Below are 14,739 nucleotides of genomic sequence, written 5' to 3'. Positions count from 1 at the left end.
TCAAATTAAATGGCAAACTGTTTAAGAAACTCAACGATGGATTTGAGTAAATACAAACTTAGAAAATCAATTGATAAGATATTTCTTTCAATCCAGTTAAAGGCAATAATAATTGTTTTTTTCCTTTACTTTCACGAATGATTGCTTTATTAGTTTCTGTTGAATTTACCTGTACATAATATTGCTGATTATCTACTGAAAAACGGTTATTGCCAATGTTAGCAATGGCACTGCCTTCAGCCAATAAAGCATACAATTTAGCATCTGTTGTATTGCCTTCAAAACTTAAATGACGATTAATCCCCTCATTTTGTGTCATTGGCAAAGAAGTATCTTTTACTTTCACTCCTTTGTATTCATACATAAAATCAGGAAAGGCTATCTGCTGACCAGCTACATCATATTTTTTAAAGCTGTATCCCTTATATTTCAAATCGTTTTTGGTCAACGTATCTGGGAAAGGGGCTGAGTCGCTCGCTAAAAATGCTAAAGGAAACTTATCGTTCGAAGTAATAGCAGACCCCATCGGTACAGAAGTTTGAGGCTCGCCACGGTCATACCACATCAATGTAGCATCCAAGAATTTTCCCCTCCATAGTTGTAAATATCCTCCTTGGTTTAAGTCATAAGAATAACTCAACCCGTTTGGCAGTCCTACATTGATACCATGTGTTTTTTTCTTATCGCCATATACAATAAATGAACGTTGTAACACGGGCTCTTGACTTACTTTTACTTCGATAAGCGGTGTGGCTTCTGGTTCTGGCAACGATGTTCTTTCGGTAATTCCTTGTTTAGGGGCACCGATTCTCTCTATAAAACAGCCAAGGGCTTTAGGCCCCCAACCAAAGTCTTTAGCATGAAGTAACGTATAAGTATGTTCACCAGCCGTAAGTTTCGTACTTCCTTTTACGTCCTCGCTATACCAATGGTCACCTTTGGTAATGGTATCTTTATCAATTATCAATGCTCCCGTACCCGTCCAGTTAGTCGTGAATGTATACGTATCTGTCTCTGGAATCGTGATTTTACCCTGAAATTTCAACAAGTAATCTGATTTCGCCTCCGCAAGCTTCATTGTCGGTTTTGAGGCAGTACTTGTCTTTACAGGCTTATTTGTACCTGTTTGAAGGCTTGCATATTTGCCTTGGTAATATTCATAATTAGTTGGACTAAACGTAGCAAGAGCTTTATCAAAAACTTCGTACTTGATGTTTTTGAATGCCACAGCACCGTGGTCTCCTTGAATTCTGATAGGTCCTGTTGCAGCCTCTTTCGGAGAAATAGCCCCACGTGTTACCCCCGTAAGTTCAATGTTTTCATGGATGATAATGCCATTTAACACTACTTTGTTGAAACGAGCATTCGTGATTTTATTACCTGAGGCATCAAAAGTAGGTGCTTTGAAATCAATCTCCAGATGATTCCACAAGCCTGGAGCTTTCACGGCATTTTGGCGAGGTGCGTGTCCTTCATATCCTTCGTTGCCAGCCCCACGAGCTTCGTCCCAACGATGATAGATAGCACCACAATCGCCATCAGTGACTTGTTTTTTCAACCATGAATCCAGAATCTGCACTTCGTAGCGTCCTTGTAAGTAAACGCCAGAATTAGAGCCTTTCGGAATCATAAAGTCGAGTGATAGCCTAATGTCGCCGTGCTCAAGTTTAAAAATCAAATCATCATTTGATTGATACTTGGCACCTTTCGCAGAGGCATATAGAATACCCTTTCCTTCGGTACTTGTTAAAGTAGCCGATTGGTAATCTCCTGAAATACCCCCCACAATTGTCCAGTTTGCACTCGGATTTTTGAAGGCTCCTAAATCATTGAGCGGAATTTCAGTTTGGGCAAACGTTGAAATTGGAAATAATAGAAATAATAGTTTTTTCATTGTTTTTTTAATATTTCGGGAAATTTATAAAAAAAAACTGCTTTGAGTATCACGTTTTGGCATTAATTTTCACAAAAAAACCATAACACATTAGAACACTTTCCTTCTTATCGTTTCAAGCAATTTTTTATAAATAAAGCTTCTGCCTTTTTTTGTCCTTTAGTCGCTAAATAATTCCAATCTGAACAGGCATTCTTTTCCACTTTTAAGGTAAAATAAGCATCTGCTCTTTTGTACAACGCATCAAAGGCATCGTCTTTCATCAAGATACATTTTGTATACAGCTTGATAGCTTTTATATAATTCTTTTTTTCAATCTGTCTGTCGCCTCTATCCATCAGGCTTGCATAGAGTGTGGGATCAAAATAGTTATTATCGTTCTCCACATCTTCTTTATCGTTGCCAAAATCAAACTCATAATTAAATACTACGTTTACTTGTTTTCCATCAATATCCGCTGGAATCCATTGTTTTCGTGTTTGCAAAATAGCTTGTATGAGCTTATCATTATAGCTTGAATCAGAGCTTTGTTGGATGATTACATCTTTCAATATTCCACTTTTTGTTACTATAAAAGCCACTTTGAAATTGCCTTTCTTCCTCATTGGAAAATCAAAAGCTGTTTCGATAGCTTCATAGGAATATTGATAAACATCTTCAAAAGTATTAAAGCTAGCTCCTCTAAACATTTCCCTCCCTGTTTTAAATTTAGGGAAAATGTATTTGCTAAATGCGTAGGCAGAATCTCCATTTGCCTGAATTTTAAGATTTGCTTTAATGTATCGCCTCTCAAAATATTCCCCTGAGCTTTCTTTGGTAGCAAGGTAATGATAACGGCGCAACTGATAGTCAGGAATATCCAAAAGCATCTGCGTAAATACCAGCTCGTAATCAGTAAGCTTTTCTATTTTATAAAATACTGCTCTGCCCACTAACAAAGTATCTCCAAATATTTCAAAAGGAGTATTCACTGCTTCTTTTCCTTGTATGACAGTAACGGTATTAGTTTTTCTGAAAATAAGCATCGAGGCCACTATTTCATCAACAGCAGGGTCATCGTTGCTACTTCCATCTTTCATATCAATATAATCTTTCATCCAATTGCCAATAATTTTTTGAGCATAATTGTTTGAAGTCTTAATCTTTCCCTGACTTATCCCTGAAAAGGCAAATAATAAAAACAGTAATAGTAGAGATAATACTTTCATAAATAAAACCTTCATTTAAAGCCAATTAGTTATCAAAATAATCACAAATTTTCGAAATATAATAAAATAGTAGCATTATTTAGAGCGAATTCTTAAACCCATTTGAAAACCAAGCCAAAAGGTAGAATGGTCGGTAGCGAACAAAGGGGTATAGCTTGGTATACGGCTGAATGGTTTGCCTTGCCAAGTATTAATGTTGTATCTATCGATAAGAAGTGCTTTGAATGATGGGCCAAAGGTAATGGCAGCGTTTCGGGCAATTTGTTTTTCAAAACTTATATCAAATTTATATAAAGCCCCTACATTCGGATTAAAGGCATCGTATTCTACTAAAACATTGGCCACTAAATCTGTATTAAGCATCCATCCATGGCTCATTTCATAGGCGCGCCCAATGCCATAGCCTGCACTGAAAAGTTCTCGGGTTCTGAGGAAATTATAGCCAATCGTTACAATATTATAAAACTTTCTTACCCCTGTTTTGAACGTTACACTTCCTGTTTCGTTTTCATCAAGCGTTAATTCCAATCGTTTATAACCATCTTTTGAACTAACAAAACTTAATAACCCAAAAGGAGTTGATTCTGATGTTTCACTAATATTTAACAGCCCTATCTGCTTTCCTTTTTTACCTATATCTTTAGCAAAGTTGATAATACCTACTTGCCAACCATTGGATGTTTTTGCTACTACATTGATACCGTCACTCAATTGTAGTCCTTTGCCTAAATTACCCGCAATGTTTAGTAAATAACTCAACTGCACACCTCTTAGCTCGCCCCCTACAATATTTCCTAGCCCTGCTATTTGTAAACCACTTGCATCGTGATGAATGCCATTTAATAAACCTCCGATTTCTAATTTATTCACTCCACCAGAATACCCCATCAGGATATTCACTGAAAAATCATTTACGATACTTCCAGAAAGTAGGCGGTTGGTTCCTAAGAAAGGGAGTAATGATACTTGAAGTCTTTGATTAAGGGTGTCATTGATGTTAAAGGCATTGATCCGCTGGCTTCGTCTGACAAAGAATTTCCCTACGCCATCTTTAAATCTTTCCCAGTCTGTTCGATAAGCCAAGGAATCGGAAGGGACAAAAACAGGATGAAAACTTTCGTCGCCAGCAGCATCTACAAAGGCAGGACGATTATCTTTAAAGACAGGTGCAGATTCAATCATCTGGTTTCTTTTTTGGAACAACTCCATTTGTTCAATCGAGTTGTCATCAAAAGCCGATTCATAAGTCAACTCTTTTTTCTCTGCCACTAATTCAATATTGAGGTAATCGTTCTGAGCATTTTTTATGAAAACTATTTGGCGTTCATAGCCTGGTTTGGAGATACTTAACCGAATGGGGAATTTCTTAGTAGATAGTTTAATTTTATAAAAGCCAAATTGATTAGAAATTGCCGAGGCTAAACTCGTTTTCTCATAAATACTCGCATCTGGCAGTTTAATGCCTTCTTCGGGGTCTACGATATAGCCACTTAATACAAAATGTAAGTTTTGATTTTCTGTAATATTTTTCTGAAGAATAACATATTGTCCACGTACTTTGTAGCTAATAGAGGTGCCAAAAATTTGTTTTAGCACATCCCTTACTGGACGGTTGGTAACAGCCAAATCTATTCGCCTGTCACTATCAATCAAATTAGAATTATAGGAAAAATTAAAACCTCCTTCGCTAGCAATGATATCTAGCACTTGGGTAATTTTATCATTATTGAACCTAACACTAATATTTCGTTCTAAAATAGGGATTTGTCCTAAAGAAGAATGAGTAATTAACAGTAAAAAACAAATATTTAAAGCAACGTATTTAAAATAATAAGCTATCATAGTGGAACGATTTTCAAATCGTTATTCAATCCATTCTACTGACAGCCTTCGCCATGAAGCACGATTGAATCTCCTTTTTTGGTAATTTTCAGGTTGAAGGTTTCGGAAATTATGGTGAGAATATTATCCAAGCTTTCTTGCTGGAAGGTGGCAGTCAGTTTACAGTTTTTAATTTTATCTTGCTCAAAAACAATACTTTTTCCAAAATTATCTGAAAGCAATTGGGCTACTTCATCTAAACTAGTCTCTTCAAAATTAAACGATTTTGTTTTGTAATAAAGTATGTTTTCGTCGACATTTATCGATTTTACAATAGCCTCTTCTCCTTTTGAAATTTCAGCTTTTTCGCCTTTTACTAGAATAACTTGCTGAGTATTTTTTGAAAATTGTACTTTTCCTGTATTCACCACTACTTGTACCTGAGCATCATAAGCTTTTACATTAAATGATGTTCCGAGTACTTTTATATCTGTACCATTGGCGTGAATGATAAAAGGATGGGCTTTGTCATGGTGTACATCAAAAAAAGCTTCTCCCGTTAGTTTTACTTCTCTGGTATCACCTTCAAAATTCTCAGGAAAACTGATTGTCGAGTTTTTATTTAAAAAGACTTTTGTTCCGTCAGTTAAGATTTTTTCTGTAGGAATATTACCCGTTTGAAAAGTAAGCAATGCAATGTCTGGCTCTGTATTCTTCTTCACCAAAAACACTGCTCCGATGATGAAAATTAAAACTGCTGCAATTTTGAGGAAATTGTTAAAGACAAGATTGATAACATTTGACTTTCTTCCTTCCAACTGGTGTTCGCTACCTCCACTTTTATGAGGCAAAGGTTTTATATAATTTGATTCATCAGCCGTTCTGTTGATTTTCTCTGAGCCAATACCGAGTTTTGCCCAAGCAGTATCCACATCAACTGTTTGTTGATTATTTAACAAGGCACTCTTTTCCCAGATAATACTTGTATGTTCGAAGGTTTTTTGATTATCATCCGACAAACTAATCCACTCATTTACAGCATCAGCTTCCTGACTATCAGCTTCTTCTGCAAGGTATTTTGCCAGTAAATCGTCTATGTTTTCTTCGTTAATCATCTTAAACCCAAAGGCTTTTATGTATGTAATTTTAGTATTTGGTTATTAAGCAATAGTTTTGAATAGATAGAGATTTAGAAAGTTTTTATCACGTTAAGTGCTTATTTCCTTTATGGTTATTTTAATAGAAAAGTACCCAAAATAGTAATAAAGGCAAATAATCTGCCAATTCTGTTCGCATAATTTTGAGTGCTTTCCCTATCTGATTTTCTACCGTTTTGATAGAAAGCCCCAATTGGTTAGCTATTTCTTGATATTTCAGTTCTTCAAATCTACTCATTTTAAAAATAAGTCTGCATTGTTCTGGCAGTTTTTCTAATGCTTCAGCTATGCGGATTTCAAGTTCATTTTTATCTAGTAAATCAGTGGCAGAATCAAACGTATTTTCTATAAACTCACCAACGTGTTGGCGATATACTTCTTGTACTTTAAGGTGTTTTATACGATTTAAACAAGTGTTGTGAACAGCTCGATAAAGATATGATTTTAAAGAAACTGTTATTTCTATTTCTTGGCGTTGTTCCCAAAATTTCAGGAAAACGCTTTGCACTATTTCTTCGGCATCATCCATGTCTTTTAGGATGTTGCAAGAATAGTTGCATAAAGCCTGATAGTGCTTTCGAAACATTGCTTCAAAAACACGCTCATTTCCTTGTCGGATGGCTAACAAAATATCAGAATCAGTGAGTTGCAAAATTTCAAGAGATTATTTTCCGTAGAGTTACTCTCACAAAATTACAACTCTTACTTGACATTTTTAGTGATGACAACTAAAATTGGTTTAACCCCTACGATAAAAATGATGATTGGTCAAATTATACTTTAAGGCATCATAAATATTCAAGTAATTATCATGGAAACTCTATTTTTCATTGCGTTCTTTGTGGAATATTTCTTTTTTATCTAGCAAAAATATGAATAGATTTTTTTTACAGGCTGGTACTTTACTTGCTGGTCTTTCGGTAGCATTAGGTGCTTTTGGAGCCCACGCTTTTAAGACTGCCTTGGAAGCCGCTAATCGAACAGATACTTTTGAAACGGCAGCTCGTTATCAAATGTATGGAGCTTTAGCATTAATTCTAGTAGGAATTTTAACAGATAAGATTTCACACAAATTCTTGAATTGGGCAGGATATTCGTTACTAATCGGAACCCTTATTTTTGCAGGTTCTCTTTATTTGATATGTGCTACTGGGGTAACAATGTGGGGAGCAATAACGCCCATCGGAGGAACGGCATTGATAGTGGGTTGGGTATTTTTATTTTTAGGGGTTTCGAAAAAGGTTTAAACCTAACATCTGACTCAACTATATTTCACTCTATTCCAAGAGTAAAACTTTATCACTAGGGAGGGACTTAAGTCCCTCCCTAGTGATAAAGTTTTACTGCATCCTGACTTGTTCCAAGCTTACCCACACTATTTCTCCCATTGTTCTGCACTTCAAGAATTGATCAGAGTTATAATATTTTGCTAACTCATTTTTAAGTTGCTCAGTATTTTCGGGGGTTGAGATATCGTCTTTTGCCATAATTGCCATTAGTTCATAAACTCTTTGGCTTTCTACTTTCATCCTTTTTGAAATCAACGAGCGTTCCTCTATTTGATACTGCTTTACCGATTCGGGGGTCATATGGCGCATACCCATTTCAATTAAAGGATTGTTCTGTTTAAAATATTGTGGCATATAAACAGTTCGTTTTCCTTCATAGCTCTGTTGGTCAAAATCAATCGACCTTATTCTAAAATATACTTCTTCAAAATCTGGGGTAATTTCTACTACAAAGTTGGAAGAGTGCATATCTCCTAGCAATAGCACCAAACATCTTTCATTGAATTTAACAAATTCTTTTGCTAAACGTATTTCATTGATGTTAGGGTCGCTCAGGTAATTCTTAAAAAACTGGTCACCTGGAATCCCTGCAATGTGCTCCTCCACCAAAGAGTTTTCGTAAGTAAGATAACTGATTCTATTAGGCGAAAGCAGGTGTTCTAATTCCATCCCGTAAACTCTGGAACAGTCGGCTCTTTTGATGTAAAAATAATCGAAGTTATCGTTTACTCTGTTTACAATGCGTATCCTAAAAGGTTGTGTATTTCCATAAGTACACAAATCTACCCTATCAACAGTAAGGTGTTTTATTACCTTTTCATCTCCATCCGTTTTTAAATCAGCATAAATTTTCTTGAGCCCTTCATAAACATGTTCAATCTCGGAATGTGGGAAAAAAACGGTAATCCAAAAGGTATCATTCCCAAATTTGTCATACAAACTTATCGAGCTTTCAAAGCGTAATAAATCGGCATATTGAATTGGCATTTTAATCTCCCGACCATATTTTGTTAAATATTTTCTGAGTTGAAGATTAATATTGAAAGGGACTTTCTTTTTAGATATTAATGCCATGTTCTAATAAAATTAGCTGTAAATAATAAGGCTACTATCAATTTACCACCTAGAAAGAACTTGTGTACGATGGGCATCTATTTTCAAAAATATAAATAATAAAATTGAAAACGACCATAGCGACGACCCTCCATAACTAAAAAATGGAAGAGGAATACCAATAACGGGCATAAGTCCAATAGTCATGCCTATGTTGACCATAAAGTGGAAAAAAAGTATGGAGACTACTCCATAGCCGTAGACTCGGGCAAACCTAGATTTCTGTTGGTCGGCCAGATAAGCGACTCGAAGTAAAAGCGCCAAGAATAACCCCACGACCAGTAAGCTACCAAGAAAACCTTCTTCTTCACCTACTGTACAGAAAATAAAGTCTGTACTTTGCTCGGGTACAAAATCAAATTTTGTTTGTGTTCCTTGTAAATATCCTTTCCCAAAAAGTCCTCCAGAACCAATCGCAATTTTAGCTTGGCGAACGTTATACCCTGTCTTTTTCCTATCAAAATCAGGGTCAATTAATACTTTTATACGGTTACGTTGATGTTGTTGCAATACATTATTAATAGCCCAGTCAACGCCCGTAACGAACAATCCCATTACAACGGCAATACCTATGATGGTAATGATATTTTTTGTTTTGCGTTCATAACGAGGCATTATTAAAATAACAATACCTACTAATACGGCCAAACCGATATAAATTTCCCATTCTTCAAAAATCAAAGACAGCACAAACAAGATAATAGTAGAAAGAAAAACAGCAGGATAAATCCCTGGAAGTCCTTCGCGATATAATAGAATCATGAAAGATGCGAAGACTAAGGCAACGCCTGTTTCATGGGAAGCTAGAATAAGGATGGGGGGAATTAGGATAATCAACGCTACCGTGAACTGGTCTTTAAAACGAGTCAGGTTCACCATTGGCGTACTTATGTATTTTGCCAATGCCAACGCTGTAGCCATTTTAGCAAACTCTGCTGGCTGCAATTGAAAACCACCTATCCTAAACCACGAATGTGAGCCTTTTACCTCAGTTCCGACGAGCAAGACCACGATGAGCATGAAGGTAAAAAAGCCATAAATAATAAAAGCGAAAGTATCGTAAAAGCGATAATCAATCACTAAAATGGCAATAATGAGCAACACCGTTGTACCAATCCAAATAAGTTGCCTACCTGCATTGGTATCAAAGAAGCCTGGGTCGCCAATCCAAAGTGGGTTTTCTGGATTATAAATGGCGGCATAGATATTAAACCAGCCTACAGTTACGCAAACGATAAAAAGTAAGACTGTAATCCAGTCTAAATTTTTTGATATTTTTTCTTGCCTTGCCAAGTTAAGTTCGATGAATTAAGTCATGCAATTAACATTGCACAACGGTATTTTTAGGAAATGAGAAAATTGAGTCTGAGCATATTTTTAATTCGCTACTTTCTTTTTCTCTACTGGTTTGATATTGATTGTAGGTTTCTTGGGACTCATCGGAATTTTTACTTCATTCGTTTTTGGTGAACCTCCAAGTGGTAAAGTGATGGTTGTAGGACTTGTTAAAAATAATTCCTCATCTACTTTCTGAGCGGTATCTGGCTTCATTTTCGTTTTTGGTTTCGAAGCCATTTCATTTCTCACCGTAAGCATATTCGGATAACTTTTATTCATCCATTTCGTTTCAATGGCTTTACGGTCTACATGCCCTTTGATATATTTTTCAATACACAAAGAAGCAATTGGTGCGGCGTGTGCTCCACCAGACCCTGCATTTTCTACAAAAACGGCAATGGCAATTTTGGGGTTTTCTTTAGGAGCAAATGCAATGAAAATAGAATGGTTTTCTCCATGTCGGTTTTGTGACGTTCCTGTTTTTCCACACATTTGAATATCATTCATTCTACCGTCTCCCGACACCGTTCCGTTGTTTACAGCCAGTACCATTCCGTCAATCACTGTATTAAAATGGCGTTGGTCGATTCCAACTGATACTCTCTCTTTATATTTCGGATCAATTTCACCAAATTGGTCAACTCCTTTTACCAAATGTGGACGAATATACCAACCTCTGTTGGCAATTATCGCCGCAACGTTTGCCATTTTCAAAGGATTCACAATAATTTCACCTTCGCCAATGCTATTACTAGCGATATTCGAGAACTTCCATGAAAGCTCTCCCTTATACATTTTATTGTAATATTTTACATCAGGCAACTTTCCTTTTTTCTCATTAGGCAAATCTATTTCTAAGGATTGACCGATACCAAATTTAGCCACCATCTCATCCCATTTCTGTAAACCCAAAGCAGACTTCTTGAATATATTTTTCTCAGAGTTATTGTAAATCATGCGTTTATAAGTCTGATAAAAATATGGGTTACAAGAATACTGAATGGCTTTTTGAACATCGCTCGCCACGGGGTGGTTGTGGCTACAACGAATAGGCGAACCCGCATGCCCAAACCCTGTTCCCGGACTAATAACTCCCATTTGTAACGCTACTAATGCTTGTATAATTTTAAAGGTAGACCCCGGACGATAATACGCACTCGGAGGACGATTCAGTAAAGGGTGAAGCGGATTGAGGTTCAGTGTTTGAAAGTATTTTGAAAAAGTACGTCCTGATAATTGGCTTGGGTCATAGGTTGGAGCAGACACCATTGCCAGTACTTCGCCCGAACTTGGTTCTATCGCTACTACACTACCAACCTTGTGTTGCATCAAACTATCGGCATAAGCTTGTAGGTTGATATCTATTGAGCTCAATAAATTTTTACCTGCAATAGGGTTTTTATCAAAAGCGCCACCTTTGAATGGGCCTTTTTCCACTCCCCTACTATTCACCATCATATATTTGATGCCCCTTTCTCCCCGAAGGTCTTCTTCATAAAATCTTTCAAGACCTGTTACGCCAATATAATCTCCTTGTCGGTAGTATTCGTCACCATCTTCTTCCAATTTTTCCAAGCGTTCTGGGCTAATTTCACCTACATATCCTAAAGCGTTTGCCATGGCTTTTGAATCATAAGTACGAACGGCACTTAGTTGAAATTCAAAACCAGGGTAATCTACCATAGCATCTTGTACTTTGGCAAAATCTTCACGAGAAAGCTGTCTTAAAAAAAGAGAAGGACGCACGGGCGAATATATCCTTGCTAAGTGCGTAAGGCTATCGAAGCTCTGGCGGGTAATGCCAAAAATGCTACAGAATTTTAAGGTATCTGCAACTTTAGCTTTTTTAGGGGTAATGTATAAATCATAAACTACCGTATTGCTCACGATAAGTTTCTTGTTTCTATCATATACCAAGCCTCTGAAAGGTGATTGAATTATCTTTCTGATGGCATTATTTTCAGCATCTAATTTATAGGTTTCATCCACTACTTGCAGGAAGAAAAGCCTACAAATATAAATTAATCCGATAAGTATGAAAAATCCCTGAATAAATCGTTTTCTTAGTTCGTCCACGAGTAATAAAATATTTATATAAATAAGCCCAAAGGCGAATAAATGTCTACGTTTTTAAATCATGATAGCATTATTGGTACGGATTCTCCGTAGAATTCACGCAAGAACTCTATTGGAAAAACAATACCAGAAATCATTATACAAAATTTGTTATTTTTCGGGAAATTATCAATGAAAGGAGCAAATGAGTTGTAATATTTTGATAAATTATTCTTTGGGTAAACCTTTGATAAAAAGGTACATTCCTCCAAATATAAAAAACAATGAACAGCCAATGGTAAACCAAGGAGTTTTTATCATCATTTTTTCATCGAGCCATCTTCCTAAAAATACACCAGTCGCTATTGTCACAAGCATTTGCATACCTGCACCCATATAACGCATGTATTTATTGTTATTATTTTGAGAATCGTCTTTCATGATATTAATTAAATTTGAAACCGAACAATTAAAAAAATGGACTAGTTGACAAGCTCAAGAATGAATTTATATCGCTCTGGGTGTTGAATAATTTAAAAAAATAGTTTTAACATAAAAACTGATACTAATTTTACGTAAAGTTGCGTTTCTTTCACGGTTTCAGCATTACAAATTTCTATGAATAAATATTTTATTTTATATATCGCTTGCCTTTTCGGGGTTTTCATACTGGGTTGTTCTCAATATAGTAGCTCTCCGTTGAGCGTAGGCTTTCATAATGTTAATGCTAAGTATAATGCATTGTTCCAAGCAAAAATAAAATTCAAAGAAGCTGAATCATTAATTTTTGATGCTCGTCAAGATAATTACTCACAACTGTTACCAATACTTCTTCCGATAGACTCTCTGTCAGCTCAAACTGTTAACGAACAATTAGCTGCTGTTATTAAAAAAGCCTCTTTGGTTGCCGAGCGTCATCAAAACTCAAAATGGTTAGATGATGCCTATGTGATGATAGGACAAGCCCGACTTTTGAAAGAAGATTATAAAAATGCTATCGAAACTTTCAAGTTTGTCAACACAAGTGCTACTAGCGATGATGCCCGAGATGCAGCCCTCATTGGTTTGATGCGTGCTTATACAGAACAAGGCGAATATCAAACTGCGCTTAGAGTAGCAGAAATCCTTCGTACAGAACCATTGAATAAAGAAAACACGGTAGGTTTTTACCTAACAAAAGCATATCTCCATCAATTAAAGCAAGAATACAAAACATCTGTCGCTATTCTTGAAGAGGCTTTGCCGCTCATGCCTAAAAACGAAGAAAAAGCCAGATTGTTTTTTGTTGCAGGACAATTGTATGAATTAGTAAATAATCCACAATTGGCGGCTCACAAATATGCTAGTGTTAGTAAAAACAGACCATCTTATAACTTGGATTTTTACGCCAAGCTCAACAAGTCGTTGGCATTAGGACAAACCGATAGTTTTCAAAAACTGTTGAAAGACCCTAAAAACAAAGATTTGCAAGACAAGATTTATGAAGCCATGGCAACTGCTGAAATCAGAAAAGGGAATACACAATCTGGCTTAAGATTCTTGCAATCATCAGCAAGAACGAACCAGAATCCTCAGCAATTAGCGTTTACTTACCTAAGGCTTGCTGATTCTTATTACAACCAAATGGGCGATTATGAAATGGCATCCGCTTATTACGACAGCACGGCGATATCACTTCCTCAGCAGGACCCACAATATAAACGGGTTATTGATAGGCAACGTTCTTTAGCTGATTTTGTCATGCAAACAAGAATCATCAGAACGGAAGACTCTCTACAACGTTTAGCTAAAATGAATCCTGCTCAATTAGATAAGGTTTTAGAGAAGGTATATTTAGACCAACAAGCTAAAGAAGAGAGTCAGAAAAGAGCTACGGAGATAGCCAATAAAAGTAAGCAGTTACAAAATAAAAATGTAGTCAATACCTTTAACGACCCTAATAAACCAATGTGGTACTTCAATAATCCACTTGCTATGAGCCAAGGCAAAACGGCCTTTATAGCACGTTGGGGGAATAGGGTTTTGGAAGATAATTGGCGAAGAAGTACCAAAGACAATGTCCTTTCTTTTAATAGTGGTAATGCTTTGAGTAATCAAAATGTTAGTAATACCTTAGGTACAAACGTCGCAGACTTAAATGGAAACAACACAGGCAATGACGTGATGAAAACGGCTATTGAGACACTAAAGGCTAAAATTCCATTTTCACCAGAAGCACTGCTGGCTTCAAGAAAAAGACAGGAGGAAGCCACTTTTGCCTTAGGAAAAGTATATAAGCTCAATTTGAACGAACCTAAAAATGCTACGATTACTTTTGAGAAATTCTTAAAGGATTTTCCTACTTCTAGTCATGAAGCAGAGGTATTGTATCTATTATGTTTATTAAATGAAGATAATGCGGGAGTATATGCTTTTTATAAAAATCAGTTAATGAGTAAATATGCTGACTCTTATTTCTCAAGATTATTGATACGTAGCCAAAATGAAAGTTTAAGTACAGGCAAAGAGTCGGAAGTGCAAAAACTGTATGCAGAAGCTTATAATTATTATGTACATAATAATTTCACAAATGCCATGAGCATTGTTGAAAAGGGATTAAAGGAATATCCGAACAGTCAGATAGAAGATAAAATGGTGTTTTTGAAAGCTGTTCTTTTCGCTAAAACACAAGATACGAAGACCTATCAAACAGCTTTAGAAAACTTCATTTCAGATTACCCTAAAAGTCAATTAATTTCTTTAGCCAAAGAAAGACTAGCAGCGGTGGGAGCGAAATAATTAGTGATTTAGTGATTTAGTGATTTAGTGATTTAGTGATTTAGTGATTTAGTGATTTAGTGATTTAGTGATTTAGTGATTTAGTG

11 protein-coding genes are annotated in these 14,739 nt (G+C 36.1%); 2 read left to right on the top strand and 9 right to left on the bottom strand.

All coding sequences use genetic code 11. The features are described 5' to 3' along the window. Positions 1-58: 58 nt before the first annotated feature. From AC07N0_RS06375 to AC07N0_RS06355, 5 genes are all read right to left on the bottom strand, one after another. Positions 59-1,894 (bottom strand): 3-keto-disaccharide hydrolase, encoded by a 1,836-nt coding sequence (locus AC07N0_RS06375; protein WP_494588545.1) that lies wholly within the window; start codon positions 1,892-1,894, stop codon positions 59-61. A 107-nt stretch (positions 1,895-2,001) separates the two neighbouring features. Beyond that, a complete protein-coding gene (locus tag AC07N0_RS06370; protein ID WP_494588544.1) occupies positions 2,002-3,102 on the bottom strand; it encodes a hypothetical protein in 1,101 nt (366 codons plus the stop codon). A 75-nt stretch (positions 3,103-3,177) separates the two neighbouring features. Next, positions 3,178-4,944: an STN and carboxypeptidase regulatory-like domain-containing protein gene (locus AC07N0_RS06365; protein WP_494588543.1), complete on the bottom strand. Its 1,767-nt coding sequence runs from the start codon at positions 4,942-4,944 to the stop codon at positions 3,178-3,180. A 35-nt stretch (positions 4,945-4,979) separates the two neighbouring features. After that, entirely contained in the window at positions 4,980-6,038 is a 1,059-nt protein-coding gene (locus AC07N0_RS06360; protein WP_494588542.1) for a FecR family protein, read from the bottom strand. Between the two features lie 121 nt (positions 6,039-6,159). Then, positions 6,160-6,732, bottom strand: coding sequence for an RNA polymerase sigma-70 factor (locus AC07N0_RS06355; protein ID WP_309921097.1), 573 nt, complete (start codon positions 6,730-6,732; stop codon positions 6,160-6,162). A 220-nt stretch (positions 6,733-6,952) separates the two neighbouring features. On the opposite strand from AC07N0_RS06355, the gene AC07N0_RS06350 reads away from it, so the two are divergent. Further along, complete coding sequence (locus tag AC07N0_RS06350; protein ID WP_494588541.1) at positions 6,953-7,327, top strand: DUF423 domain-containing protein; 375 nt, start codon at positions 6,953-6,955, stop codon at positions 7,325-7,327. 93 nt (positions 7,328-7,420) lie between these two features. Here AC07N0_RS06350 and AC07N0_RS06345 read toward each other — a convergent pair whose 3' ends face one another. The 4 genes from AC07N0_RS06345 to AC07N0_RS06330 all read right to left on the bottom strand — a co-directional run bounded on the left by AC07N0_RS06345 (position 7,421) and on the right by AC07N0_RS06330 (position 12,316). Continuing rightward, positions 7,421-8,443 carry a hypothetical protein gene (locus tag AC07N0_RS06345; RefSeq protein WP_494588540.1) on the bottom strand — a complete coding sequence of 341 codons (1,023 nt, stop codon included), beginning with the start codon at positions 8,441-8,443 and terminating at the stop codon, positions 7,421-7,423. Between the two features lie 42 nt (positions 8,444-8,485). Beyond that, a complete protein-coding gene (gene rodA, locus AC07N0_RS06340) occupies positions 8,486-9,775 on the bottom strand; it encodes a rod shape-determining protein RodA (RefSeq protein WP_494588539.1) in 1,290 nt (429 codons plus the stop codon). 84 nt (positions 9,776-9,859) lie between these two features. Then, entirely contained in the window at positions 9,860-11,896 is a 2,037-nt protein-coding gene (locus AC07N0_RS06335; RefSeq protein ID WP_494588538.1) for a penicillin-binding transpeptidase domain-containing protein, read from the bottom strand. A 207-nt stretch (positions 11,897-12,103) separates the two neighbouring features. Next, positions 12,104-12,316: an AtpZ/AtpI family protein gene (locus AC07N0_RS06330; RefSeq protein WP_494588537.1), complete on the bottom strand. Its 213-nt coding sequence runs from the start codon at positions 12,314-12,316 to the stop codon at positions 12,104-12,106. Positions 12,317-12,493: 177 nt separating this feature from the next. On the opposite strand from AC07N0_RS06330, the gene porW reads away from it, so the two are divergent. Beyond that, positions 12,494-14,653 carry a type IX secretion system periplasmic lipoprotein PorW/SprE gene (gene porW / locus AC07N0_RS06325; protein ID WP_494588536.1) on the top strand — a complete coding sequence of 720 codons (2,160 nt, stop codon included), beginning with the start codon at positions 12,494-12,496 and terminating at the stop codon, positions 14,651-14,653. Positions 14,654-14,739 lie beyond the last annotated feature (86 nt).

This window comes from Arcicella sp. GW821-FHT09D11 (genome assembly GCF_059416265.1).
This window is presented reverse-complemented; position numbering and strand designations above follow the sequence as displayed.